This window comes from Nonomuraea sp. NPDC004702 (assembly GCF_053601695.1).
The window spans coordinates 51,420-75,460 of sequence record NZ_JBSGCE010000028.1 but is presented as its reverse complement, the minus strand read 5'-3'; the positions used below and the strand labels follow the sequence as shown (position 1 = coordinate 75,460).

Here is a 24,041-nt window from a genome sequence, read left to right as displayed (position 1 = left end):
GTCAGGGCGATCACCGGCACTCCTCGGTCAGGCGGGCCAGGGCGATCATCCGGGCTCCTCGGGCGGGTGGGGGTGGGGGTGATCGAGGTCGGAGGTTCGGTAGCCCTGGTCGTGCATCCTGGTCAGGAAGAGCGGGAGCTCGTCGGCGGGCAGGGTGACCGCCACGGTGGTCAGCGGGCGTTCCGGAGTGCGAGCCGGAGGAGACGCGGAAGCCGCCGGGGCCACCTGGGCCACGGCGGCGGCGGAGATCCGGGCCGCGGGGGGCTCAGGGGCGACGGGGGTGGCGGAGATCCGGGCCGCGGAAGGCCCAGGGGCCGCAGGGGTGGACTCCTTCAGGTGGCCGTCCACGAGGGACCATGAGCGCAGCCCGGGGAGGCCGCGCAGGCCGCCCTGGTGGTCGCTGGCGACGACGATGCCCCCGCGCCCGGCCACCTCGGTGACGATGGCGGGCAGCGTCTCGCGGGCGTCGGCGTCCAGGCCGGCGAAGGGCTCGTCCAGGATCAGCAGGCCGGGGTCGGCCATCAGGGCCTGGACCAGGCCGACCTTGTGCGCGCTGCCCTTGGACAGCTCGCCGAGCGGCAGGCTGAGAAGGTGGCCCATGTTCAGGCGTTCGGCCCAGGGCCGCCATCGGGCGCCACCCCGTACGGACGCCATGTGCGTCAGGTAGGACGTCACCGTGAACGGCTGGGCCGTCGGGAAGCGGTCGGGGGCGAAGCCCACGACGCCGGGACGGTCGGTGATGTGGCCCCGCGTCGGCCGCGCGAGCCCCGCGAGGAGCCGCAGCAGCGTGGACTTCCCCGCCCCGTTGGCCCCGGTCAGCTCGATCGCGTCGCCCGGCGCGAGCTGCGCGTCGGCCTCTTCGAGGACGAAGGGCTGACGTCTTCGGTAGCGAAAAGAGACCTGTAACAGTCGCATGGTGCTGTAACGGTATATGTCAGGGCGCAGGGCCGTGATAAAGGGCCGCACTGCTATAACGGGCCTCACCGCTATAAAGGGCCTCACCGTGATGAAGGGCCTCACAATGGAGAAGCCCCCGGCACATCTCAGGAGGAGTGGGCTTGAACCGCTTTCCGCGCGTCATGGGTATGCGTTCAGGCTATGACCCCGTGGAAGTCGACGCCCTGATCGCGCGCATCGAGTCGACCCTGGGCAGAGGGCCGCACACGGTCGAGCCCGTCACCGCCGACGAGGTCCGCACCGCGACCTTCCGCGCCAAACGCGGCGGCTACCACGAGACCGCGGTGGACTTCGCGCTGGAGGCGTTCGTCGTGGCCCTGGAGACCCAGGCCAAGCGCCCGGTGCGGCTCGCCATGGCCGAGCCCACCGGGGAGCTGCTGCGCGAGGAGTGGTTCGAGACCCAGGCGGCCCGCGTCGAACGGGTGGCCTTCCGCCCCGGCCGCATGGGCACCGGCTACAACGAGGACGAGGTCGACGCCTTCCTCGACCGCATCGTGGCCACCCTGCGCGGCACGACCGAGTTCGCGGTGACCGCCCAGGAGGTGCGCGAGGCCCGCTTCTCGACCGTGCTGCTGCGCGCCGGCTACCTGATCGCCGACGTCGACTCCTTCCTCGAAGGCGTCGCCGAGATCCTGGAGAAACCCCGCTAAGCGCCCGAGCGCCGCCGTCAGGCCCGTTCGACGGCCGCGAGCAGGCCGCGGAGGTCGGGCAGGACCACCCGGACGACCTCGGGCCCGGCGGGCCGCTCGCCGTGCCGGTTGATCCACACCCGGCGCACGCCCAGCCGCTCGGCCGGGATCATGTCGTGGAAGTGGCTCTGCGCCACGTGCACCCATTCGGCCGGCTCGTAGGCCCTGCTGAAGTGCTCGAAGTGCGCCTCGTCCGGCTTGTAGGCCCCGGCGTCCTCGGCGGTCACCACCGCGTCGAACGGCACGGGCAGCCGCCGCAGCGTCTGGGCGATCAGGTCGCGGTCGCAGTTGGTCAGCAGCGCCAGCCGCCGGCCCGCCGCGCGCAGGGCCGACAGCTCCGCCCCGACCTCGGCGTACACCGGCCAGTAGGGCAGCGTGGCGGCCAGCACCGAGGCGTCGTCGTCGTTCAGCGGGACTCCGGTCTCGGCGCAGGCGCGGCGCAGCGCCTCGGCCATGACGTCCCGGTAGCGGGCCCGTGGCGTCTCGGCCTCGACCGCGCTCTCGTGCCGCAGGTACGCCGTCAGCAGCTCGTCCCCCCTGCCGGGCGCGATCAGCTCAAGGCTGGTGCCGATGCCGTGCCGCCAGTCGACGAGGGTGCCGAAACAGTCGAACGTGATCCATCGCATAGGTCACATGATGACCCTTCCGAGCACCTGGTCGAGCGCCCGGCCGACCTCGCCCTCGACCGCCGGTCCTTCGGCCCGCCAGGCCACGTAGCCGTCGGGGCGGACCAGGACGGCGGTGGCGTCGCCGTAGCGTTCGGCCCAGGCGTCCTCGACGTCGAGCACGTCACCACCCACCCGGTGCACCCGCACGCCGGGCCCGGCGACCCGCGCCCAGTCCGCGCCGCCGGGGCCGCACAGCAGGACGAAGGCGTCGTGGAACAGGTCGTGGACGCCGATGCGGTCGCCGTCCCGGTCGAGCCAGAGGTGCGGGGCGCGGGTGCCGGGACGGGCGCCCTGGGCCGCCGGGTCGCCGAGCACCGTCTCGTGGGTGGCGCCGACCATGGCCGACGAGCGGTAACGCTGTCCCAGGATCGCCGCGACGTGGTCCAGCGGGTCGTCCTCGGGGTTGGGGCCGAACCTGGCCGCCTGGCTGCGTACGGTCAGGTCGGCCAGCTCCAGGGCCACCGGGCGGCGCTCGGCCTCGTAGGTGTCGAGCAGCGCGTCGGAGGCCCGGCCGGCCAGCACGGCGGCCAGCTTCCAGGCCAGGTTGTGGGTGTCCTGGACGGCCGAGTTGGCGCCCAGCCCGCCGGCCGGCGGCCAGACGTGCGCCGCGTCGCCGACCAGGAAGACCCGTCCCTCGCGGTAGCGCGTGGCGACGCCCACCGCCTCCTCCCACGCGGCCCTGCTGACGATCTCCACGGGCAGGTCGCGGCCGATCAGCTCCTTGGCCGAGGCGACCAGCCGCTCGTCGGTGAAGTCGTCCGGCGACTCGGCGGCGGGGTCGTACGTCAGGGCCATGCCCCAATGGCCCGGCAGCGCGTGGGAGACCATCGCGCCCGAGGCCGTCCCGCCGGGCGCGCCGAGGATCCAGAACAGCGCCCGCTTGGTGACCAGCTCCGACAGGTCGGCCCTGAAGACGAAGGACTGGTAGGCGCGCAGGACGCCGAGCCCTTCGCGGGCGATGCCCAGCCGCTCCCTGATCGTGCCGCGGTAGCCGTCGGCGGCGATCAGGTAGCGGGCGCGCAGGGTCCGGCGCTCGCCGGTGCGGGCGTCCTCGGTCACCACCGTGACGCCGTCCGCGTCGGGCTCGATCGACCTGCATATGGTGTCGAAGCGCAGGTCGGCGCCCCGGGCGCGGGCGGCCTCGGCGAGGATCGGCTCGACCGTGCTCTGGTCGGCCATGCCGTACTCGCCCGCGGTCAGCTCGGGCAGCGCCCGGGAGGAGCCGCCCTCGAAGAGCCACTGCCATTCGCCGGCCAGCGTCTCGCAGCGGGCCACGCCCCCTTCCTCGTCGAAGGGCCGCCCGGCGTCCTTGACGGCCTGCTCCAGGCCGAGCGGCCGGTAGATCTCCATCGTGCGCGGGGTGATGCCGCGCGCCCTGCCCAGGAGCGACACGCCGGGGTGGCGGTCGACGAGCACACAGGGCACGCCGTGGTGCGACAGGAACAGGGCGGAGGTGAGACCGGCGTAGCCGCCGCCGACGATCAGCACGGGAATCTCGGTCATGACGCCCTCAGGGCGGTCTGCTGTGGTCATGCGGAAATAGTTGCATTGCAACTAGTCTCAAGTCAACTAGTTGCTGTGCGGCTACGATGAGGGCCATGGCTCTCGACCGCGGCTCACCGCTCGCCCTCACCGTGCTGGCCCTGCTGCGGTCCCGGCCTCTGCACGCGTACGGCATGCAGCGCCTGCTCAAGCAGTGGGGCAAGGACCAGGTCGTCAACGTCGGCCAGCGGGCCGGGCTCTACCGCACGATCGAGCGGCTGGGGGAGGCCGGGCTGCTCAGGGTCAGGGAGACCGGCCGCGATCAGCAGTACCCGGAGCGCACGGTCTACGAGCTCACCGACGCCGGGCGCGAGCGGCTCGACGTGTGGCTCGACGACATGCTCAGCCGTCCCAAACAGGAGTTCCCGCAGTTCCCCGCCGCGCTGTCCAACGCGATGCTGCTCCCGCCCGGCGTGCTGGCCGACGCGCTGGAGCGGCGGGCGGCGGCCGTGGAGCAGACGCTGGCCGAGCTGGAGTCGAGCCTGTCGGCCGAGCAGGACCTGCCGCGCATCACGATGCTGGAGTCCGAGTACCTGCGCGAGGTGACGGCGGCCGAGGCCCGCTGGCTCCGCGCCGTCATCGCCGACCTGCGGGAAGGCCGCATCCAGTGGTCGCGCGAGCAGCTGGAGGCGGTCAGCTCGGCCCGGGAGTGATCAGGTGCGGGCGCGGCCGCCGCAGCAGCGCGACGAGCACCGAGGTCACCGGCGCGGCCAGGAACGCCCCGGTGATGCCCGCGATCACGCTGCCCACCGTGATCGCGATCAGGATGACCGCTCCCGGCAGGTCGAGCGCCTTGCCGTAGACCTGCGGCGCCAGCACGTGCCCTTCGAGCTGCTGCACCGCCACCGTCACCGCGACCACGATCAGCGCCACCAGCCACCCCTTGGCCACGAGCGCCACCACCGCCGCCAGCAGCCCGGCCATGAACGCCCCCACCACCGGCAGGAACGCCCCCACGAACGTCAGCACGGCCAGCGGCAGCGCGATCGGCACGCCGAGGATCCACAGCGCGAGCCCGATGAAGAAGCCGTCGACCACGCCCACGATCGCCACGCCGCGGATGTAGCGCCCGATCACCCCGAAGATCAGCACGCCGGTGTCGTGGCAGCGCGTTCTCGCCGCGTCGGGCATCAGATCGACGATCCAGGCGAACAGCCGCTCGCCGCCGTGCACGAAGTACACCGACAGGATGACCGCCAGCACCGCGCCGACGACAATCTCGCCGGCCGTCCTGACCCCGGCGATGGCGCCGCTGGTGATCTGCCTGCCCTGCTTGGAGACGTAGTCCCTGGCCTGGGCGAGCAGCCGCTGGTCGTCGAGCCCGAACCGGGCGGCCAGGCCGTGCAGGTCGCCGAGCGCCTTGCCCAGGCTGGTGCGCATCTCGCTCAGGCTGTCCACCGTGGGCGGCACCAGCAGCGCGATCAGCGCGCCGGCCAGCAGCAGGCCGCCGACGAAGACGATCGTGGTGGCCAGCGCCGGGCCGAGCCCGCGGGCGGTGAGCCAGCGGGCCGGCGGGTGCAGCAGCGCCGTGAGGAAGACGCCGATGATCACGGACATGACGACCGTGCGCAGGTGATAGAGGCAGAAGAAGGCGACCGCGATGATCGCGATCCACCCCAGCACCCGCCACGGCCTCATGTCCAACCCCCGATCGTGCCTGGTCAGTGGCCTTCCCGGCGGTGATCGAGGGCAACCCTGGTCAGGACGGCGGGCTCAGGTGCGCGCGCTGTGACCGTTTGGCCTCCTCGTACGCCGCCCGCTCGGCCGGCGCGCCCACCCCGGCCACGGGCACGTCCCACCACGCCTGCGAGGAGGGGACGTCGTCGGCCATGGGGTCGGTGCGCACGTGCACGACGGTCGTCTCGCCGGACGAGCGCGCCTCCTCCAGGGCCTTGCGCAGGTCGGCGAGCGACTCCGGACGCAGCACGACCGCGCCCAGGCTGGCGGCGTTGGCGGCCAGGTCGACCGGCAGTGGGCCGCCCGTACGCGACCGGTAGGACGTGCCCAGGCGGCGCGCGCCCACGCTCTCCGACAGCCGCCCGATGGAGGCGAAGCCCGAGTTGTCCACCAGGACGACGACCAGCTTGACACCCTCGGCGACCGCGGTGACCAGCTCCTGCGCCATCATCAGGTACGACCCGTCGCCCACCAGGACGAACACCTCGCGCTCCGGCGCGGCCAGCTTGACGCCGACGCCGCCCGCGATCTCGTAGCCCATGCAGGAGTTGCCGTACTCGACGTGGTAGCCGCCGGGGCCGCTCGGCCGCCACAGCTTGTGCAGGTCGCCCGGCATGGAACCGGCCGCGCACACCACGACGCCGTCCGGGCCCGCGGCCGCGTTCACGGCGCCGATGATCGCCGCCTGCGACAACGGGGAGCCGTCGAGCGCGTACGCCCGGTCCACCTGCGCGTCCCAGTCCCGGGAGAGCGCGGCGGCCCTGGCCGTCCAGGCGTCGTCGGGGCGCCGGCCGGCGATGGCCGAGACCAGGTCGGTCAGGCATTCGCGGGCGTCGGCGACCAGGTGCAGCCCCGACAGCTTGGCGGCGTCGAAGGCGGCGACGTTGACGTTGACGAACCGGGCGTCCGCGGCGAAGAGCGACCTCGACGCCGTGGTGAAGTCGCTGTAGCGGGTGCCGACCCCGATGATCACGTCGGCCTCGCGGGCCAGCGTGTTGGCGGCGGTGGTGCCGGTCGCGCCCACCGCGCCCACCGCCAGCGGATGGCCGTGCGGCAGCGACCCCTTGCCGGCCTGGGTCTCGGCGACCGGGATGCCGTGCGCCTCGGCGAAGGCGGCCAGTTCGGCGGTGGCCCGGCTGTAGATCGTCCCGCCGCCCGAGACGATCAGCGGGCGGGCCGCCGTTCTGATCACCTCGGCCGCCCTGGCCAGTGCGGCGCGTTCGGGGCGCGGGCGCGGCACGTGCCACACCCGGCGGGCGAACAGCTCCTCGGGCCAGTCGTACGCCTCGGCCTGCACGTCCTGCGGCAGCGCCAGCGTCACCGCGCCGGTCTCGACCGGGTCGGTGAGCACCCGCATGGCCGCCGTCAGCGCGGACGGGAGCTGTTCCGGCCGGTTGATCCGGTCCCAGTACCGCGAGACCGGCTTGAAGCAGTCGTTGACCGAGATGTCGTACGAACGCGGGTCCTCCAGCTCCTGGAGCACCGGGTTGGCGGCACGGGTGGAGAAGACGTCGCCGGGCAGCAGCAGCACGGGCAGCCGGTTGATCGTCGCGCCCGCCGCGCCGGTGATCATGTTGGTCGCGCCGGGTCCGATCGAGGTCGTGCAGGCCAGCGTGGCCAGCCGGTCGGCGGCTCGGGCGTAGGCGGCGGCCGTGTGCACCATGGCCTGCTCGTTGCGGGCCAGGTAGTAGGGCAGGTCGTCGCCCGCGGTGGCCAGGGCCTGGCCGAGCCCGGCGACGTTGCCGTGGCCGAAGATGCCGAAGCAGCCGCCGAAGAAACGGCGCTCCTCGCCGTCGCGCTCGCTCCACTGGGCGGCCAGGAAGCGCACGACGGCCTGCGCGACGGTCAACCGGGTCATGCGTGCCCTCCGAACGGCAGTCTCGGGTCGACGTCCTGGCCCGACCAGGACGAGCGGATCCAGGCGTGACGGGGATCGTCGCAGAACGCCATCGAACGCTCCTCCGCCGGCCCCGCCAGCACGTTGAGGTAGTACAGGTCGTAGCCCGGGGCGGCCATGGACGGCCCGTGGTAGCCGTAGGGCACCAGGACGACGTCGCCGGAGGAGACCTCGGCCAGCGTGTCCACCTGCCCCCGCTCGGAGGAGTAGACGCGCTGGTAGCCGGGCCCGTCGCCGGCGACCTCGAAGTAGTAGACCTCCTCCAGCACGGCCTCGCCCGGGTTGGGGGTGTCGTGCTTGTGCGGCGGGTAGGACGACCAGTTGCCGCCCGGGGTCAGCACCTCGACGGCCATGAGCTTGTCGCAGTCGAAGACGCCGGGGGCGCAGAAGTTGTTCACCTGCCGGCTCGCCTGCCCCGCGCCCCTGATCTCCACCGGCACCCGGGAGGCGGGCACGTGCCGCGGCGGCAGCGACCGGGTCGCGCGGGCCGACGGCAGCGCGACGCGCCCGCCGCCGCTCAACGTGACCTGGACGCCGATCGGCAGGTACGCGAAGTCGCTCGGCCCGTCGAACACCGACCCGCGCCCGGCCAGCACGAACGTCTCACCGCCGACCTCGACCGTGCACGACCCCGACAGCGGAAGGACGATCATCTCCTCCTCTCCGGTGCTGAACGACAGCGGCGTGCCGGTCAGGTCCGCCACGCGCAGCCCGGAGTAGGTCCAGCCGGCCAGCGAGGGGGTGATCTCCACCGACCAGGGGCCGTTGGCGGCCTTGCCGTAGGGCAGGTAGGTCATGCGTGTGCCTCTCGTACCAGGGCGGCGGCGCCGTCCACCGCCGTCGCCACGTCGTCGTCGGATGGGTAGAGCAGGGCGCGGCCGACGACCAGGCCGAGCACGCCGGGCAGGGCCAGCGCGCGGTGCCAGTCGGCGTAGGCCGTGCCGATGTCGGGCGGGTCGCCGCCGAGGAGCAGGGTGGGCAGTGTGGTCGCGGCCATCACCCGGTCCATCTCGGCCACCACGGGGATCTTCAGCCAGGTGTGGGCCGAGGTGGCGCCGAGCGCCTGGGCGACGCTGATCGAGCGGATCACGGCGTCGGGGGACAGGTCGTTGCGCAGCACGCCGGACTCCGAGCGCGCCGCCCAGAACGGCTCGACCATGGCCACCAGCCGCCTGCGGGCCAGCCCGGTCACCGCGTGCGCGCACGACTCCAGGGTGGCGGCCGTCGCGTGGTCGCCGGGGTCGATGCGGCACAACATCTTGCCGCCGTCGAGGCGCATCGTGTCGATGGCCTCGGGGTCGAAGCCGGTGAAACGGTCGTCCAGCTCGAACACCGAGCCTTGCAGGCCGCCCCGGTTCATCGAGCCGAAGGCCAGCTTGCCCTCCAGCGCGCCCAGGAGCAGCAGGTCCTCCAGGACGTCGGGGGAGGCGAGGATGCCGTCCACGCCGGGCCGGGCCAGGGCCGCCTGGAGGCGGTCGAGCAGGTCGTGGCGGCTGCCCATGGCCAGCGGGCGGTCGCGTACGGACAAGGCTCCCCTGGCCGGGTGGTCGGCGGCGATGATCAGCAGCCGCTCGTCCGGCCCCGGCATCCGGCGGCGCTGCCGGCGCGCGGCGGCCGCGGCGATCTCCTCGGGGCGGGTCGCGCGGATCCGCGTGAGCCACTCGTAGCGGGCGGTCCTGGGCAGCGTGAGGTCGCTCACGTGGGCACCTCGTTCAGCAGTTCGTGCACCTCGTCGGTGGTGGGCATGGCGTCGGCGCAGGCCAGCCGGGCGGCCACGAACGCGCCGGCGGCGCCCGCGAAGCGGATCGTGCGCTCCAGCGGCCAGCCGCGCAGCAGCCCGAGGCAGACCGCGCCGCCGAACGCGTCGCCGGCCCCGATGCCGTTGACCACCTTCACCTCGACCGGCTCGGCCACGACGGTCTCGGTGGCGGTGCGGGCGAGCACCCCGGCCGGGCCCATCTTGACGATCGCCACCTCGACCCCGGCGTCGAGCAGCGCCTGCGCCGCCGCCTCCGGCTCGCGCACGCCCACGGCGGTCTCCACCTCGTCCAGGTTGCCGACGGCCACGTTCGCGTGCGGCAGCGCCTCGCGCGCCGCCGCGCGGGCGGCCGCACGTGACTCCCACAGCGCCGGACGGTGGTCGAGGTCGAACACGGTCCAGCCGGAGGTGCGGGCCGACAGGGCGGCGGCGTGCGCCGCGCGGCTCGGCTCCTTGCTCAGGCCGGTGAGGGAGAACCAGAACAGGCCGGTCGCGCGGATGGCGTCGAGGTCGAGGTGGCCGGGGGTGAGGCGCAGGTCGGGCGGGTGCTCGCCGCGGTAGAACCAGATGGGGAAGTGGTCGGGCGGGAAGATCTCGCAGAACGTGACCGGGGTGGCCGGGCCCTCGATGACGCTCACGTAGGCGTCGTCCACGCCGAAGTCGCGGATGGCCCGTCGGACGTACGCGCCGAAGGGGTCGGCGCCCACCGCGGTGATCACCGCCGAGCGCAGCCCGTGACGTGCCGCCGCGACGGCGACGTTGGTCGGGCTGCCGCCGAGGAACTTGCCGAAGGTCTCGACGTCGGCCAGCCCGACGCCGGTCTGCAGCGGATAGACGTCGACGCCGCAGCGGCCGATCGTGATCAGGTCGTACAACGCACCTCCAGAGGACGCACCCTACCTCGACACTATGGCATATTGTCATGACATAAGGATGTCCGCTATGTTGTTGATGATCCTTCAGGACGGGCCCCCGTCACCTCACTTCTGTAGTGTCGGGCGGTGAGGAGGTTCGCTCATGTTCGTCCCCAACGGCGTCCATCACGAACAGCACACCACCAAGCTCTCCTTCCGCCCCGCCTCAGGCAAGGGCGGACCGGCGTGAAAGGCCACTGGAGCCTCGACGACCGGCTGGAGCGGTCGTTGCGCGAGGTCCCCTTCGAGGTGCCCGCCGGGTCGGAGTCCGTCACCGTGCGGCTCGACTACGACCGGTCGCGGGGCGTGCTCGACCTCGGCTGCGGCTCGCCCGGCGGCTTCCGCGGCTGGTCGGGAGGGGCGCGCTCGGAGTTCACGATCGCCCGCGACTGGGCCACCCCCGGCTACCTGCCCGGCGTCCCCGAGCCCGGCACCTGGCACGTGTGGCTCGGGCTGCACCGCGTGCCGCCGCAGGGCCTCGACTTCGCCCTGGAGATCTCGGCCGCGCGCACGGCCCCGCCGGAGCCGGTCACCGCCGAGCCGCCGCCCGGCGAACGGCCGCCGCGCCGGGACGTGCCCGACGTCGGCGGGCTGCGCTGGTTCGCCGGCGACTTCCACGCGCACACCGTCCACAGCGACGGCGCGCTCACCGTGGCCGAGCTGGCCGAGCTGGCCCGCGGCCGGGGCCTGGACTTCCTGGCGGTCACCGACCACAACACCGTCAGCCACCACCCCTGGCTGCGCGCGACCGACCGAGGCGTCACGCTCATCCCCGGCCAGGAGGTCACCACCGACCGCGGCCACGCCAACGTGTTCGGCGAGGTCGGCTGGGTGGACTTCCGGCGGCCCGCGGGCTCCTGGACCGAGCACGCCGGGCGCGCCGGCGGCCTGATCTCGATCAATCACCCGCTGGGCGGCGACTGCGCCTGGCTGCTGCCGGTCGGCGAACGCCCGAGGGTGGCCGAGGTGTGGAGCTCCGGGTGGTGGGACCGCCGCTGGGGCGCGCCGCTGGCCTGGGCCGACGCCTGGCGCGACGACGTGGTGGCGATCGGCGGCAGCGACTTCCACCGGCACGGCAGCGACGGCCTGCCGGGCGCGCCGACCACGTGGGTGCTGGCCGAGGAGCCGGGCGCGGTGCTCGACGGCGTGCGCGCCGGGCGCACCGCGGTCTCGGCGGGGCCGGACGCGCCGCTGCTGCTCCGGCTGGGCGACGAGCTGCTCGCGCTCGACGCCGACGGCCTGGTGCTGGTCCGCCCCGGCGGCGCCCGCCAGGTCGTACGCGGCGAGCGGGCGCTGCTTCCCGCGGCCGAGGGACGCCACCGCCTGGAGACCTACGAGAACGAGGTGATCGCCCTATGCGAGTGAGGAGAGTCGCGAACGCGCCGGTGAGCTTCGGCGTGTTCGAGCTCAGCGACGCGCCGCCGCCCCTGGGCCCCGACGAGATGGTCCGCGCGCTGGCCGAGGCCGGTTACGCGGGCATCGACTCCGGGCCCATCGGCTACCTCGGCACCGGCGCCGACCTGGCCGCCCGGCTGTCGGCGCACGGCCTGCTGCTCGCCGGCGGCTGGGTCGACCTGCGTTACGGCGACGCCGAGGCGTACCGGCGGGGGCTGCCCGCGCTGGAGGCCGCGCTCGACGTGTTCGCCGCCGCGCCGCAGGCGCCCGCCCTCTTCGCGCCCCGGCCCACGCTGGCCTGCTCGGGCTCGCCCGAGAGGTTCGCCAGGCCCGGCGGCAGCGCCCCCGGGCTGCCCGCCGCCGACTGGCCCGGGTATGCCGCCCGCGTCCAGGAGGCCGCCGACCGCTGCCGCGAACGCGGCCTGGAACCCGCCTTCCACCACCACCTCGGCACCTACGTCGAGACCCCCGACGACGTCGAGCGCCTTCTGGAGCTGACCGACGTCCAGCTCTGCCTGGACACCGGTCACCTGCTGCTGGCCGGCGGGGACCCGGTCGCGGCGCTGCGCGCGTGGGCCGGCCGCGTCGGGCACGTGCACGTCAAGGACGGCGACACCAGGATCCTGGCCGCCGCCCTGGACGACGGCGCCGACCTGCGCGAGCTGATGGCCAGGGGCGGCTTCACCCGCCTGGGCGACGGCGAGCTCGACCTGCCCGCGGTCGTGGCGGCGCTCGACGCCATCGGCTACGAGGGCTGGATCGTGGTCGAGCAGGACACGATGCCGGGCCGCCGCCCGGTCGGGCGGAACATCGCCGACCAGGCCGCCAACCGCGAGCGGCTGAGGGAGCTGGGCCTGTGAGGATCGCGCTGGTCGGGTGCGGGGCCGTCACCCAGGCGGTCTACGTGCCGCTGCTGTCCAGGCGGCGGGACCTGTTCGAGGTGAGCGCCGTCTGCGACCTGTCGCGCACGCTGGCCGACGTCGTCGGCGACCGGCTGGGCGCGCCCCGGCGCTACACCTCCCTGGCGAAGATGCTGGCCGACGGCGGTTTCGAGGCCGTGGTGGTGCTGGCCTCCGGCTCCCACGGCGAGACCGTGCGCCGGGCGCTGGCCGCCGGGTACGCCGTGCTGTGCGAGAAGCCGCTCGCGCTGACCAGGGCGGAGGTGGCCGCGCTGCCCGCGGGGCGGCTGATGGTCGGCTACATGAAGCAGTACGACCCGGCCGTGCGCCGGGCCGTCGCGCTGCTGGAGGAGCTGGGCGGCCCGGCGGCCGTCCGGTCGGTCGAGGTGACCGTGCTGCATCCCAGCGGGGAGTCGCAGCTCGCGTTCGCGAACCTGGCGCGGGCCGGCGACGTCGATCCCGGCGTGCTCGGCTCGTTGCGCGAGGCCGAGGACGCGCTCGTCTCCCGGGCGCTGGGCCAGGCCGCCCCGGAGTCGCTGCGCAACGTGTACGCGGTCTCCCTGGGCTCGATCTGCCACGACCTGTCGCTGCTGCGGCGCTTCACCGGAGCGCCGCGGGAGATCACGTACGTGGACAGCTGGGGGCCGGCGCCCGGTTCCGTGGAGATCTCCGGGCCGCTGCCCGTGGCGGGCCGGTTCCACATCCGCTGGCACTACCTGGACGGCTACCCCGCCTACCGCGAGACCGTCGCGATCCACCACGACGGGGGCACGCTGGAGCTGGTCTTCCCCACGCCCTACCTGATGAACGCGCCCACCACCCTCACCGTGGTCTCCGGGGCCGAGACCCGCGCCGAACACCGCCAGGTGACCGAGGCGTTCGAGGTACAACTGACGGCCTTCCATGCTTATGTGAACGATGGCAGCCCGCCGCTCACCGACGCGGCCGGCGCACTGGAGGACATCGTGACGGCTCAGCGGATCGCCGCCCGCTACGCCGTCCAGCATCGGCTGCCCATCGGAGGGGAGGCGGCGGCATGGACATAGTGGTCGTACCGCACACGCATTGGGACAGGGAGTGGTACGAGCCCTTCCAGCGCTTCAGGCTGCGGCTGGTGGACCTCCTCGACGAGGTGCTCGACACCATGGAACGCGAGCCCGCCTACCACTTCACCCTCGACGGCCAGCTCGCCTGCGTGGACGACTACCTGGAGGTGCGCCCGGAGAACCGGGACCGCGTCGCGGCGCTCGTCGAGTCCGGGCGGCTGGCGGTGGGGCCGTGGCAGATCCTGCTCGACGAGTTCCTGTGCTCGGGCGAGAACATCGTGCGCAACCTCGAACTCGGGCTGGCCGGCGCGGACGCGCTCGGCGGCGCGATGCGGGTGGGCTACCTGCCGGACATGTTCGGTCACACCGCCCAGATGCCGCAGATCCTGCGGCAGGCCGGGCTTGAGCACGCCTGCGTCTACCGCGGGGTGCCGTCGTCGGTGACGACCGACGCCTTCGCCTGGGTGGCCCCCGACGGCACCGCGATCCGCACCCAGTACCTGCCCGAGGGCGGCTACGGCAACGGCGCCCACCTGTTCTCCGACGTCAAGGGGCTGGAGGAGCGGGCGGCGGAGTTCGTCGCCACCATGCGCGCCTGGCACGGCCCGCAGGGCGAGCTGCTGGCCATGTACGGCGCCGACCACTCGGCCCCCGTGCGCGGGTTGCCGGAGATGGTGGCGGCCGTCGGCGCCCGCATGGACACCTTGTCTGGATATATCGAGAAATTTTCGGGTGACACCGCGGGGTTGCCGCAGGTCGTCGGCGAGCTGCGCTCGCACGCCCGCGCCAACATCCTGCCCGGCGTCATCTCCGCCCGCGTCGCCGTCAAGCAGGCCATGGGCCGGGCCGAGCGCATGGTCGAGCGCTACGCCGAGCCCCTGGCCACGCTCTGGGGCGGCCCGTGGCCCGGCCGGTTCCTGGACATGGCCTGGCGGCGGCTGGTGGAGGCCAGCGGCCACGACTCGGTCACCGGCTGCGGCGTGGACGAGACCGCCCAGCAGGTCGCCGCCCGCATCGCCGAGGCCGAGCAGCTCGGGCAGGCCGTCCGCGACATGGTGACCACGCGGCTGGCGGCGGCGGTGCCGGCCGACGGCGTGCTCGTCGTCAACCCGACGCCGGCCGTGCGCAGCGGCGTGGTGATCGCCGACGTGGCCGGCGGCAGCGGGCCGCTGGTGGATCCCTCCGGCGCGGCGGTGCCCACCCAGCCCCTGGACTGCGCGCCGGTGCTGCTGCTGGACGAGCGCATCGACCCCCTCACCGTGCTCGGCTTCGTGCACGGCACCGAGCTGTACGGCCAGCACATCATCGACTGGCGGGTGTTCGACGACATCCTCCTCATCACCGTGGGCAGGGAGCCGCGCGGGCCGTTCGACCAGGCCGAGCTGCGCCGCGCGCTCGACGGCGTGACCTGGGTCCGGGTCGAGGCCGAGCCCCGGTCCACGGTCGCCGCCTTCGTCGAGGTGCCCGCGCTCGGCCACACGAGCCTGCGCCCCGGCCCGCCCGAGCCCACGTACCCCGCTCCGCGGGCGGAGATCCGCAACAACGGCCACCACCAGGACTGCTGGCTCTCCTCCGACACCGGGGTCCTGCCCATCAAGGCCAGCTCCACGGTGCTGGACAACGGGCTGCTGCGGGTCGAGATCGAGCCCGACGGCACCCTCGGCCTGTTCGGCGAGGACGGCCGGACGATCACCGGCGTGGGCCGCATCGAGGACGGCGGCGACTCCGGCGACACCTACAACCACGCGCCCCCCGCCGACGACCTGGTCGTGTCCGAGCCGATCTCGATCGACACGGAGATCATCGAAGGCGGCCCGCTCGTCGCCTCCGTGGAGATCACCCGGGTCTACCTGTGGCCGGCGGCGGGCGAGCCCGTCCCGAACACGCCGGAGCTGCCGCCGCCCGCGCGTACCGGCGCGACCGAGGACGTCGAGGTCACCATGCGGGTCGAGCTGCGGGCGGGCGAGCCGTTCGTCCGGCTGCGGGTGTCGTTCGACAACCGGTGCGCGGACCACCGGGTGCGCTTCCACGTGCCGCTGCCGAGGCGGGCCGACCATTCGCTGGCCGAGGGGCAGTTCGCGATCGTGCGGCGGGAGCTCGAAGCCGAGGGCGGCTGCGGCGAGACCCCGCTGCCCACCTTCCCCGCCTCCGGCTGGGTGGCCGCCGGCGGCGTCGCCGCGCTGCTGGAGCACGTCACCGAGTACGAGCTGCTGGACGACGGCTACGAGCTGGCGCTCACGCTGCTGCGCTCGGTCGGCTACCTGTCGCGCAACCACAACAGGCTGCGCCCCGAGCCGGCCGGTCCGCAACTGCCCACCCCCGCCGCCCAGTCACGCGGCCCGCACACCGTGTCGCTGGCGCTGATGCCGTACCTGGACTGGCGGGACGTGCCGCCGCAGGCGGAGCTGTACCGGCACGACCTGCTGGTGGTGCCGGGCGGCGGCGATCGCGAGCTGACCCCGCCACCGGCGGCGCACGGGTTGTCGGTGTCCGGTCAGGGCGTGACGATGAGCTCGCTGCGCCGCCGCGACGACTGGCAGGAGCTGCGCCTGGTGGCGCTCACCGCGTCCGGCACCGAGGCCGTGGTGCGGGGCGCCTTCACCCGGGCCCGGCGGGCCGGCCTGACCGGCGGCCCCGGCGAGCCGCTGGAGACGGCGGACGGCACGCTCAGGCTGCCGCTGAGGCCGTGGGAGATCGCCACCGTCCAGCTCCGCTGACCCCGCAGCCCTAGCACAGGCCGAGCTGGCGGGCCGCGCGCACGGCCAGCCAGACCTCCGCGAACGCCGCGCTGGACGACAGGTCGCGCCCGCTCAGCGCGGCGAACCGGCGCAGCCGGTAGGCCAGCGTGTTGGGGTGGACGTGCAGCGCCGCCGCCGCGTCCTCGACGTGGCGGTTGCGCTCCATCCACGTGCGCACCGACAGCAGCAGCCGGGAGTCGTGGGCCTCGTCGTAGGCCAGCACCTCGCCCAGCACGTGGTCGACCAGGGCCGACAGCGTGGAGGGGTCGTCGGGCAGCCAGCGGCCGGTGGTGTCGTCGCCGTAGTGGACCAGCGCCTTGCCCGACTCGGCGGCGTGCGCGGCCGCCCACACGGCCTCACGCTGGGCGACCCGCAACGACTCGCCCGGCGGGAACGGCCGGCTCACCCCCGCGCTGACCCCGGGCACGGCGGCCACCGCCGGCCCCAGCTCGGGCGGCCCCAGCAGGTAGTGGTCGTCGCCGCGGCGCAGCAGCAGGTGCGGCAGCTCGCCCACCGCCCGGCGCAGCGCGTCGTCGGGCGCGTGCCGCACGACGAGCAGCACCGACCCGGTCTCCAGGGGCAGGCCCATCCTGGCCAGCCGGCGCCGGGCCGCGGGCGGGTCGAGCACGTCCTGGAGCAGTTCGGCCAGCGTCTCGGCGCCCTCCCGGCGCAGGGTCTCGCGCTCGTGCCTGGCCATGGCGACCTGGAGGGCGGCCACGGTGGCGATGTGCTGGACCACGGCCAGCCCGGCGGGCCGCGCGCCCTCCCGCTCGAAGGCCACCAGGAACCCGGCGGGGCCGCCGGGCGCCGGCACCGGCAGCGCGAAGCCGCCCGGGATCGTGGGCGGCGCGTCGGGCTCGGCGGGCAGGACGTCGAGCGAGGGCACCGGCACGCCGGGCAGCAACGGCCGGCCCTGCGGGGTGCACAGGTAGACGTCGTAGCCGGACAGCCGTTCCAGGCGCTTGAACAGGGTGACGGTGTCGAGGTCTTCGGCGGCCAGCCAGCGCAGCGCGCCGAACACCTGGAGCTGGGCGCCCAGCCGGTGGCTGGCGTCCTCCTGGAGCGCCGCCGCCACCTCCTGCGAGACGGCGATGAACGGCACCGCGAGCGGCACCTCCAGCACCGGCATGCCGCGCTCCTCGGCGGCCTCGAAGAACGCCCGGTGCAGCGGCGGGACGTGCAACTGGGCCGACAAGGCGAGCGCCGAGACCCCCGCGTCGTCGAGCCGTTCGAGGTAGGCGCGCTGCCGGGCGGCCGAGCGCGGCAGGCCGAGCCCGGTCGTCATGATGACCTCGGCGCCGAGCAGCCAGGGCGTCGGGTCGGCCAGCTCGCTGACGTGCGCCCACGAGACCGAGCGGGACAGCCCGGCCTCGCCGGCGAGCACGCGGAGCTGGAGAGCGGGGGAGCGGAGAAGGTCTTCGACCGTCAGCTTGTGGTCAGCCACAACACACACCGTATTACTTTGTGAGAGTAACAATTGCCGCAGGTCAGAAGCGTGACGAACACTGACGAACATGCATATCGGTCCCGTCGACTCCTCTCGGGTCCCGCGTTTCGCCGGGCCCGCCACCTTCGCCCGGCTGCCCCGGCTCGACCAGGTCGAGCGGGCGGACGTGGCCGTCGTGGGCGTGCCCTTCGACGCGGGCGTGTCCTACCGTCCGGGCGCCCGGTTCGGCCCCGCCGCCGTACGGGAGGCCAGCCGGTTGCTGCGGCCCTACCATCCGGGGCTGGACGTCTCGCCGTTCGAGCGCGTCCAGGTCGCCGACGCCGGTGACATCGCGGCCAACCCGTTCGACATCGGCGAGGCCGTCGAGACCATCGAGGCCGCGGCCGACGAGCTGGACGCCCGGCTGGTCACCATCGGCGGCGACCACACGATCGCGCTGCCGCTGCTGCGCTCGGCGGCCAGGAAGCACGGCCCCGTGGCGCTGCTGCACTTCGACGCGCACCTCGACACCTGGGACACCTACTTCGGGGCCGAGTACACCCACGGCACCCCTTTCCGCCGGGCGGTCGAGGAGGGCATCCTCGACACCGAGGCGCTCAGCCACGTCGGCATCCGGGGCCCGCTGTACGGCAAGAAGGACCTGGAGGACGACCGGCGGCTCGGCTTCGGCATCCTGACCGCCGCCGACGTGCTCCGCCGCGGCCTGGACGAGGTCATCGACGTGCTGCGGCAGCGCGTCGGCGACCGCCCGCTCTACGTCTCCGTCGACATCGACGTGCTCGACCCCGCCCACGCCCCCGGCACCGGCACGCCGGAGGCCGGCGGGCTCACCAGCCGGGAGCTGCTGGAGATCCTCCGCGGTCTGGCCGGCTGCCGCCTGATCGGGGCCGACGTGGTCGAGGTGGCCCCCGCCTACGACCACGCCGAGATCACCTCGGTCGCCGCCTCCCACGTGGCCTACGACCTCGTCAGCCTGCTGGCGATGCAGGAGAAGACATGAGCATCACCGAGATCGAGACCTACGGCGTCGAGCGCATCCCCGACGCCGACCGCACCGCCGGGCCGTTCGACCTGTTCCGGGTCGCCTTCGGGGGCGCGAACACGTTCGCCACCTGCGTGCTGGGCGCCTTCCCCATCCTGTTCGGCCTGTCGTTCTGGCAGGGGCTCGCGGCCACCGTGCTCGGCCTGGTGGTCGGGGCGCTGATCCTGGCCCCGCTGTCGCTGTTCGGGCCGCTCAACGGCACCAACAACGCCGTCTCCTCCTCGGCCCACCTGGGCGTGCACGGCCGGGTGGTCGGCTCGTTCCTGTCGCTGCTGACCGCCATCGCGTTCTTCTCGATCTCGGTGTGGTCGTCGGGCGACGCGCTGGTGGGCGGCGCGCACCGGCTCGTCGGCCTGCCCGACACCGACCTGTCCTACGGGGTGGCCTACGCCGTCTTCGCCCTGCTCGTCCTCGTGGTCTGCGTGTACGGCTTCCGCTTCATGCTGTTCGTCAACAAGATCGCGGTCGCGGCGGCGTCGCTGCTGTTCGTGCTCGGGCTGTTCGCCTTCGCCGGGGACTTCGACCCGTCCTACCCCGGGACGCTGGCGGCCGGCGACCCGCTGTTCTGGCCGTCGTTCATCGGCGCGGCGCTGATCGTGTTGTCGAACCCCGTGTCCTTCGGCGCCTTCCTGGGCGACTGGTCCCGCTACATCCCGGCCTCGACCCCGCGCTCCCGCGTGATGGCGGCGGCCTTCCTGTCGCAGCTCGCCACCATCCTGCCGTTCTTCTTCGGGCTCGCCACCGCCTCGATCATCGCCGCCAAGGCCGCCGAGTACGTCGACCCGGCCGCGCCCAACTACGTGGGCGGGCTGCTGGCGATCTCGCCGGCCTGGTACTTCGTCCCGGTCTGCCTGATCGCGCTGATCGGCGGCATGTCCACCGGCACCACGTCCCTGTACGGGACCGGGCTCGACTTCTCCAGCGTGTTCCCGCGCTTCTCCCGGGTGCAGGCGACCGTCTTCATCGGCACCCTGTCGATCGTGTTCATCTTCGTCGGGCGCTTCGCGGCGAACCTGACGGCCAGCATCTCCACGTTCGCCACGCTGATCATCACCTGCACCGCCCCCTGGATGGTGATCATGATGCTCGGCTACGTGACCCGCAGGGGCTGGTACGACCCCGACGCCCTGCAGGTCTTCAACCGGCGGCAGCGCGGCGGGCGGTACTGGTTCACCCACGGCTGGAACTGGCGCGGCCTCACCGCGTGGCTGCTCGCGGCCGCCGTGGCGCTGACGTTCGTGAACCTGCCGGGCCAGTTCGTCGGGCCGCTGGGCGACCTGGCCGGCGGCGTGGACGTCTCGCTGCCGCTGGGCCTCGCGGTCGCGGCCGTGCTCTACCTGACGCTGCTCGCGCTCTTCCCCGAACCGCGCGAGGTGTACGGCCCGCGGGGCCCGCGCCTGGTGCGCTCGGCCGACACGCCGATCCTGCCCATCGTGGACGCGGCAGAATCGATGGCGTGATGGAACTCGTCGACCTGTCGGTGCCCGTCGAGACGGGGATGCCGGTCTATCCGGGCGATCCCGAGGTCTCGGTCGCCCCGGCGCTCACCGTCGCCCGCGACGGCGTCAACGTGCTGGGCCTGCACCTCGGCTCGCAGTCGGGCACCCACGTCGACGCCCCCTTCCACATCGACGACGCGCTGCCGGCGCTCGGCGACCTGCCGCTGTTCCGCTTCGCCGGGCCCGCCGTGGTGGCCGACGCCCGGGGGCTCGCGCCCCGGTCGCCGATCGGGGCCGGGCTGCTCGACGGCCCGGCCTGGCCGTCCGGCGGCGACGCGCCGATCGTGCTGGTCGCGACCGGCTGGTCGGCCCACTGGGGCGGCGAGTCCTACCAGGCCCACCCCTTCCTCACCGAGGAGGCCGCCACGCTGCTGGTCGAGCGGGGCGTGCGCACGGTCGGCATCGACGCGCTGAGCGTCGATCCGACGCCGGCCGACGACTTCCCAGCCCACCGCGTCCTGTGCGGGGCGCACGCCGTGATCGCCGAGAACCTCACCGGCCTCGACCGGCTGCTGGACGCCCAGGCCCTTGGGCGGCCGATCGAGGTCTGGATGATGCCGCTGCGGCTCGACGGCGCCGACGGCGCGCCCGTGCGGGCCGTGGCGCGGATCGGTTAGCGCGTGCCCCAGGAGTACGACTGCTTGCGCAGCTTCAGGTACACGAACGACTCCGTGGCCCGGACGGCGGGGATGGCGCGGATCTTGCTGAGGATCTCCAGCAGGTGCCCGTCGCCCTCGCAGACCACCTCGACGATCACATCGAAGGAGCCCGCCGTGAGCACCACGTAGTCGATCTCCTCGATGGCCGACAGCTCGTCGGCCACCGACTCCAGGTCGCCCTCGCAGTTGACCCCGATCATCGCCTGGCGGGGGAAGCCGAGGGTGAGGGGGTCGGTGACCGCGACGATCTGCATCACCCCGGCGTCCTGCAACCGCTGGACGCGCTGACGGACCGCGGCCTCGGAGAGCCCGACGGCCTTGCCGATCGCCGCGTAGGGCATGCGCCCGTCTGACTGGAGCTGCTCGATGATCTGCTTGGAGAGATCGTCGAGCACGACGGGCCCGGAACTGGCGTTGTTTCGTCGTACGCGGGGCGGCGTCGTCATGTCAGAGGAATCCTCCTAGCGGTCCGGCGTTACGGGGGCGTTCCCGCTCGATTGCCGTCCTGGTGCGACATGTTGTCAGTTCTTGGCGGTGTGTCAAGCGAATTCGTAGCAATTTGATATCTTCACCACGAAATCCCTTGTCCAGATGCATCTGCTCTGTAAGAGTCGCGGCATCTCAGCCACCTCAACGAGGAGGTCGTGCATTGACCACCCGTCTGCAGAACTTCATCAACGGTGAGTTCGTGGACGCCCAGAGCGGCCGGTTCTCCGACATCATCGACCCTTGCACGGGAGAGGCCTACCTTCAGGCCCCGATCTCCGGCGTCGAGGACGTCGACGCGGCCTACGCCGCGGCGGCCGTCGCGTTCGAGTCGTGGGGTCGGACCACCCCCGGTGAGCGGGCGAACCTGCTGCTCAAGGTCGCCGACGCGATCGACGCCCGGGCCGACGAGATCAACGAGGCCGAGTGCCTCAACACCGGCAAGCCGCGCGCCCGCATGGCCGAGGACGAGACACCGGTAGCGGCCGACCACTTCCGCTTCTTCGCCGGCGCCGCGCGCACCCTGGAGGGGCCCACGGCCGGGGAGTTCCTCGCCGAGCACACCAGCGTCATCAGGCACGAGCCCATCGGCGTCGTCGGCCAGGTCACCCCCTGGAACTACCCGATGATGATGGCCGTGTGGAAGATCGCCCCGGCGCTGGCCGCCGGGAACACGATCGTCCTCAAGCCGTCGGACACCACCCCGGCCTCCACGCTCAAGCTGGCCGAGATCGTCGGCTCGGTGCTGCCGCCCGGCGTCTTCAACGTCGTCACCGGCGACCGCGAGACCGGCGCGCTCGTCGTGGGCCACCCGACCGCCGCCATGGTGGCGATCACCGGGTCCGTCGGCGCGGGCATGGCGGTCGCCAAGAGCGCCGCCGACGACCTCAAGCGGGTGCACCTGGAGCTCGGCGGCAAGGCGCCGGTCGTGGTCTTCGAGGACGTCAAGGACCTCGCCAAGGCCGCCGCCGACATCGCCACCGCCGGTCTCTACAACGCCGGCCAGGACTGCACCGCGGCCTGCCGCGTGCTCGTCCAGGAGAGCGTGCACGACGAGTTCGTGGCCGCGCTGACCGAGGCCGCCGCCGCGACCGTGACCGGCGACCTGGGCAACGAGGAAGCGCTCTACGGCCCGCTCAACAACGAGAACCAGCTCGCCAGGGTCCAGGGCTTCATCGACCGGGTCCCCGGCCACGCCAAGGTGCTCACCGGCGGCAACCGCGTCGGCGACAAGGGCTATTTCTTCGCCCCGACCGTCGTGGACGGCCTGCGCCAGGACGACGAGATGGTGCAGAACGAGGTCTTCGGCCCCGTCATCACCGTCCAGACGTTCACCGACGAGGCCGACGCGCTGGCCAAGGCCAACGACGTCAAGTACGGCCTGTCCAGCTCGGTGTGGACCTCCGACCACGGCCGCGCCATGCGCATGTCGAACCGTCTCGACTTCGGCGTGGTCTGGGTCAACACGCACATCCCGTTCGTCTCGGAGATGCCGCACGGCGGCTTCAAGCACTCCGGGTACGGCAAGGACCTGTCGGTGTTCGGTCTGCACGACTACACCAGGGTCAAGCACGTCATGCACTACATCGGCGAATAAGGACGAGCCCTGGACATGACCGAGCTATCCGCGATTCAGCTTGAGGACGTCGTCAAGGAGTACCTCTCGCACGGCGAGGTCGTCCAGGCGGTCAAGGGTGTGTCGCTGGACATCGCCGAGGGGGAGTTCTTCTCCCTCCTCGGCCCGTCCGGATGCGGCAAGACCACGACCATGAGGATGATCGCCGGCTTCGAGGAGCCCACCAAAGGGCTCGTGAGGCTGCACGGCAAGGACGTCACCGACGTCCCGCCCAACAAGCGCGACGTCAACATGGTCTTCCAGTCCTACGCCCTGTTCCCGCACATGAGCGTGTGGGACAACGTGGCGTTCGGCCTGAAGCAGCGCAAGACGCCGCCGGAGGAGATCCGGCGGCGGGTCGGCGAGATGCTGGAGATCGTCGACCTGACCGGCCGGGAGAAGCGCCGGCCGCGCGAGATGTCCGGCGGCCAGCAGCAGCGCGTGGCGCTGGCCCGCGCGCTGGTCAACCGGCCGCGGGCGCTGCTGCTCGACGAGCCCCTCGGCGCGCTCGACCTCAAGCTGCGCCAGGCCATGCAGATCGAGCTCAAGCGCATCCAGCGCGAGGTCGGCATCACGTTCGTGTACGTGACGCACGACCAGAACGAGGCTCTGACCATGAGCGACAGGATCGCCGTGATGAACGACGGGCTGGTCGAGCAACTGGCGAGCCCGCGGGAGATCTACGAACGGCCGGCCACCGCGTTCGTGGCGGGGTTCATCGGCACCTCCAACCTGATCACCGGGTCGGTGACCGGCGGGGTGCTGGCGATCGGCGGCGGCCGGGTGCTGGTGCCGGGCCACGAGGGCGACGTGACGGTGACCGTCCGCCCCGAGAAGATCACGATCTGCGCGGACGAGCCGGGGCCCGGGCTGAGCGCCGTCCCCGGGACCGTCACGGAGATGGTCTACCTGGGCACCTCCAACAGCTACGCGGTGCAGCTCGCCGACGGGGCCGAGATGACCGTGTTCGAGCAGAACGCGCACGACGCGACGGCGACCGCGGAGCGGGGCGACTCCGTGTGGCTGTCGTGGGAGGCGCAGCACTCTTATGTGATTGGAAGTTGATAGCACCCCATGAACCCCCGCCAGATCACCCCCGCCCTCCTGAGGGG

At 73.0% G+C, this 24,041-nt stretch carries 21 protein-coding genes; 11 read left to right on the top strand and 10 right to left on the bottom strand.

The genetic code is table 11. The features are described 5' to 3' along the window. Nucleotides 1–45: 45 nt before the first annotated feature. Nucleotides 46–915, bottom strand: coding sequence for an ABC transporter ATP-binding protein (locus ACWEJ6_RS30270; protein ID WP_452428132.1), 870 nt, complete (start codon nucleotides 913–915; stop codon nucleotides 46–48). A gap of 191 nt (nucleotides 916–1,106) precedes the next feature. Here ACWEJ6_RS30270 and ACWEJ6_RS30265 point away from each other — a divergent pair, with 191 nt between their 5' ends. After that, nucleotides 1,107–1,607 carry a DivIVA domain-containing protein gene (locus ACWEJ6_RS30265; protein WP_358283780.1) on the top strand — a complete coding sequence of 167 codons (501 nt, stop codon included), beginning with the start codon at nucleotides 1,107–1,109 and terminating at the stop codon, nucleotides 1,605–1,607. Nucleotides 1,608–1,624: 17 nt separating this feature from the next. On the opposite strand, the gene ACWEJ6_RS30260 is transcribed toward ACWEJ6_RS30265, so the two are convergent. Together ACWEJ6_RS30260 and ACWEJ6_RS30255 are read right to left on the bottom strand one after the other, a co-directional pair. Further along, nucleotides 1,625–2,272 carry an HAD family hydrolase gene (locus ACWEJ6_RS30260; protein ID WP_452428130.1) on the bottom strand — a complete coding sequence of 216 codons (648 nt, stop codon included), beginning with the start codon at nucleotides 2,270–2,272 and terminating at the stop codon, nucleotides 1,625–1,627. 3 nt (nucleotides 2,273–2,275) lie between these two features. Continuing rightward, nucleotides 2,276–3,847 carry an FAD-dependent monooxygenase gene (locus ACWEJ6_RS30255; protein WP_452428128.1) on the bottom strand — a complete coding sequence of 524 codons (1,572 nt, stop codon included), beginning with the start codon at nucleotides 3,845–3,847 and terminating at the stop codon, nucleotides 2,276–2,278. 65 nt (nucleotides 3,848–3,912) lie between these two features. Here ACWEJ6_RS30255 and ACWEJ6_RS30250 point away from each other — a divergent pair, with 65 nt between their 5' ends. Beyond that, a complete protein-coding gene (locus tag ACWEJ6_RS30250) occupies nucleotides 3,913–4,509 on the top strand; it encodes a PadR family transcriptional regulator (RefSeq protein WP_358283787.1) in 597 nt (198 codons plus the stop codon). Here ACWEJ6_RS30250 and ACWEJ6_RS30245 read toward each other — a convergent pair. The 5 genes from ACWEJ6_RS30245 to iolC form a co-directional block, all read right to left on the bottom strand. Continuing rightward, the gene (locus ACWEJ6_RS30245) at nucleotides 4,490–5,494 is read right to left on the bottom strand and encodes an AI-2E family transporter (protein WP_397218698.1); all 1,005 of its coding nucleotides are present in this window, start codon (nucleotides 5,492–5,494) and stop codon (nucleotides 4,490–4,492) included. The two genes, ACWEJ6_RS30250 and ACWEJ6_RS30245, sit on opposite strands and share 20 nt — an antisense overlap. A gap of 61 nt (nucleotides 5,495–5,555) precedes the next feature. After that, nucleotides 5,556–7,391: a 3D-(3,5/4)-trihydroxycyclohexane-1,2-dione acylhydrolase (decyclizing) gene (gene iolD / locus ACWEJ6_RS30240; protein ID WP_452428126.1), complete on the bottom strand. Its 1,836-nt coding sequence runs from the start codon at nucleotides 7,389–7,391 to the stop codon at nucleotides 5,556–5,558. After that, on the bottom strand, nucleotides 7,388–8,227 hold the full coding sequence (iolB, locus tag ACWEJ6_RS30235) for a 5-deoxy-glucuronate isomerase (RefSeq protein WP_452428124.1): 840 nt from the start codon (nucleotides 8,225–8,227) through the stop codon (nucleotides 7,388–7,390). Before iolB ends, iolD begins: the two co-directional genes overlap by 4 nt. Next, a complete protein-coding gene (locus ACWEJ6_RS30230; protein WP_358283793.1) occupies nucleotides 8,224–9,129 on the bottom strand; it encodes a Cgl0159 family (beta/alpha)8-fold protein in 906 nt (301 codons plus the stop codon). The genes iolB and ACWEJ6_RS30230 overlap by 4 nt, the downstream gene beginning before the upstream one ends. Then, nucleotides 9,126–10,064: a 5-dehydro-2-deoxygluconokinase gene (iolC, locus tag ACWEJ6_RS30225; RefSeq protein ID WP_387667613.1), complete on the bottom strand. Its 939-nt coding sequence runs from the start codon at nucleotides 10,062–10,064 to the stop codon at nucleotides 9,126–9,128. Before iolC ends, ACWEJ6_RS30230 begins: the two co-directional genes overlap by 4 nt. A gap of 225 nt (nucleotides 10,065–10,289) precedes the next feature. Here iolC and ACWEJ6_RS30220 point away from each other — a divergent pair, with 225 nt between their 5' ends. From ACWEJ6_RS30220 to ACWEJ6_RS30205, 4 genes are read left to right on the top strand one after another with little or no spacing between them, the layout of a single operon-like run. Next, nucleotides 10,290–11,468: a CehA/McbA family metallohydrolase gene (locus ACWEJ6_RS30220; RefSeq protein ID WP_452428121.1), complete on the top strand. Its 1,179-nt coding sequence runs from the start codon at nucleotides 10,290–10,292 to the stop codon at nucleotides 11,466–11,468. Beyond that, nucleotides 11,459–12,358 (top strand): TIM barrel protein, encoded by a 900-nt coding sequence (locus ACWEJ6_RS30215; RefSeq protein WP_452428119.1) that lies wholly within the window; start codon nucleotides 11,459–11,461, stop codon nucleotides 12,356–12,358. Before ACWEJ6_RS30220 ends, ACWEJ6_RS30215 begins: the two co-directional genes overlap by 10 nt. After that, on the top strand, nucleotides 12,355–13,443 hold the full coding sequence (locus tag ACWEJ6_RS30210) for a Gfo/Idh/MocA family protein (RefSeq protein WP_397162563.1): 1,089 nt from the start codon (nucleotides 12,355–12,357) through the stop codon (nucleotides 13,441–13,443). The genes ACWEJ6_RS30215 and ACWEJ6_RS30210 overlap by 4 nt, the downstream gene beginning before the upstream one ends. Beyond that, nucleotides 13,434–16,160 carry a glycoside hydrolase family 38 N-terminal domain-containing protein gene (locus ACWEJ6_RS30205; RefSeq protein ID WP_452428116.1) on the top strand — a complete coding sequence of 909 codons (2,727 nt, stop codon included), beginning with the start codon at nucleotides 13,434–13,436 and terminating at the stop codon, nucleotides 16,158–16,160. Before ACWEJ6_RS30210 ends, ACWEJ6_RS30205 begins: the two co-directional genes overlap by 10 nt. 10 nt (nucleotides 16,161–16,170) lie before the next feature. Here the strand turns inward: ACWEJ6_RS30205 and ACWEJ6_RS30200 are convergent, their stop codons facing one another. Further along, nucleotides 16,171–17,625 (bottom strand): PucR family transcriptional regulator, encoded by a 1,455-nt coding sequence (locus ACWEJ6_RS30200; protein WP_364324372.1) that lies wholly within the window; start codon nucleotides 17,623–17,625, stop codon nucleotides 16,171–16,173. A 70-nt stretch (nucleotides 17,626–17,695) separates the two neighbouring features. Between ACWEJ6_RS30200 and speB the strand changes: the two genes are divergently transcribed. The 3 genes from speB to ACWEJ6_RS30185 are packed head-to-tail and all read left to right on the top strand — an operon-like array spanning nucleotide 17,696 to nucleotide 20,786. Beyond that, on the top strand, nucleotides 17,696–18,628 hold the full coding sequence (gene speB / locus ACWEJ6_RS30195; protein ID WP_358283807.1) for an agmatinase: 933 nt from the start codon (nucleotides 17,696–17,698) through the stop codon (nucleotides 18,626–18,628). Beyond that, the gene (locus ACWEJ6_RS30190) at nucleotides 18,625–20,130 is read left to right on the top strand and encodes a purine-cytosine permease family protein (protein ID WP_452428114.1); all 1,506 of its coding nucleotides are present in this window, start codon (nucleotides 18,625–18,627) and stop codon (nucleotides 20,128–20,130) included. The genes speB and ACWEJ6_RS30190 overlap by 4 nt, the downstream gene beginning before the upstream one ends. Continuing rightward, nucleotides 20,130–20,786 (top strand): cyclase family protein, encoded by a 657-nt coding sequence (locus tag ACWEJ6_RS30185; RefSeq protein ID WP_452428185.1) that lies wholly within the window; start codon nucleotides 20,130–20,132, stop codon nucleotides 20,784–20,786. The genes ACWEJ6_RS30190 and ACWEJ6_RS30185 overlap by 1 nt, the downstream gene beginning before the upstream one ends. Here ACWEJ6_RS30185 and ACWEJ6_RS30180 read toward each other — a convergent pair. Further along, nucleotides 20,783–21,274, bottom strand: a complete 492-nt coding sequence (locus tag ACWEJ6_RS30180) for an Lrp/AsnC family transcriptional regulator (protein ID WP_352322709.1) — start codon at nucleotides 21,272–21,274, stop codon at nucleotides 20,783–20,785. The genes ACWEJ6_RS30185 and ACWEJ6_RS30180 overlap by 4 nt on opposite strands. A 203-nt stretch (nucleotides 21,275–21,477) precedes the next feature. Between ACWEJ6_RS30180 and ACWEJ6_RS30175 the strand changes: the two genes are divergently transcribed. Both ACWEJ6_RS30175 and ACWEJ6_RS30170 read left to right on the top strand, forming a co-directional pair. Then, nucleotides 21,478–22,911: a gamma-aminobutyraldehyde dehydrogenase gene (locus ACWEJ6_RS30175; RefSeq protein ID WP_449922942.1), complete on the top strand. Its 1,434-nt coding sequence runs from the start codon at nucleotides 21,478–21,480 to the stop codon at nucleotides 22,909–22,911. A 15-nt stretch (nucleotides 22,912–22,926) separates the two neighbouring features. Then, nucleotides 22,927–23,994: an ABC transporter ATP-binding protein gene (locus tag ACWEJ6_RS30170; protein ID WP_452428111.1), complete on the top strand. Its 1,068-nt coding sequence runs from the start codon at nucleotides 22,927–22,929 to the stop codon at nucleotides 23,992–23,994. The last annotated feature ends 47 nt before the right edge of the window (nucleotides 23,995–24,041 follow it).

What these genes read in the sequence shown, in the direction of transcription:
- ACWEJ6_RS30270 (WP_452428132.1), bottom strand. Translation starts at nt 915, where the DNA reads ATGCGACTGTTACAGGTCTCTTTTCGCTACCGAAGACGTCAGCCCTTC.
- ACWEJ6_RS30260 (WP_452428130.1), bottom strand. Translation starts at nt 2,272, where the DNA reads ATGCGATGGATCACGTTCGACTGTTTCGGCACCCTCGTCGACTGGCGG.
- ACWEJ6_RS30255 (WP_452428128.1), bottom strand. Translation starts at nt 3,847, where the DNA reads ATGACCACAGCAGACCGCCCTGAGGGCGTCATGACCGAGATTCCCGTG.
- ACWEJ6_RS30250 (WP_358283787.1), top strand. Translation starts at nt 3,913, where the DNA reads ATGGCTCTCGACCGCGGCTCACCGCTCGCCCTCACCGTGCTGGCCCTG.
- ACWEJ6_RS30245 (WP_397218698.1), bottom strand. Translation starts at nt 5,494, where the DNA reads ATGAGGCCGTGGCGGGTGCTGGGGTGGATCGCGATCATCGCGGTCGCC.
- iolD (WP_452428126.1), bottom strand. Translation starts at nt 7,391, where the DNA reads ATGACCCGGTTGACCGTCGCGCAGGCCGTCGTGCGCTTCCTGGCCGCC.
- iolB (WP_452428124.1), bottom strand. Translation starts at nt 8,227, where the DNA reads ATGACCTACCTGCCCTACGGCAAGGCCGCCAACGGCCCCTGGTCGGTG.
- ACWEJ6_RS30215 (WP_452428119.1), top strand. Translation starts at nt 11,459, where the DNA reads ATGCGAGTGAGGAGAGTCGCGAACGCGCCGGTGAGCTTCGGCGTGTTC.
- ACWEJ6_RS30205 (WP_452428116.1), top strand. Translation starts at nt 13,434, where the DNA reads ATGGACATAGTGGTCGTACCGCACACGCATTGGGACAGGGAGTGGTAC.
- speB (WP_358283807.1), top strand. Translation starts at nt 17,696, where the DNA reads ATGCATATCGGTCCCGTCGACTCCTCTCGGGTCCCGCGTTTCGCCGGG.
- ACWEJ6_RS30190 (WP_452428114.1), top strand. Translation starts at nt 18,625, where the DNA reads ATGAGCATCACCGAGATCGAGACCTACGGCGTCGAGCGCATCCCCGAC.
- ACWEJ6_RS30185 (WP_452428185.1), top strand. Translation starts at nt 20,130, where the DNA reads ATGGAACTCGTCGACCTGTCGGTGCCCGTCGAGACGGGGATGCCGGTC.
- ACWEJ6_RS30180 (WP_352322709.1), bottom strand. Translation starts at nt 21,274, where the DNA reads ATGACGACGCCGCCCCGCGTACGACGAAACAACGCCAGTTCCGGGCCC.
- ACWEJ6_RS30170 (WP_452428111.1), top strand. Translation starts at nt 22,927, where the DNA reads ATGACCGAGCTATCCGCGATTCAGCTTGAGGACGTCGTCAAGGAGTAC.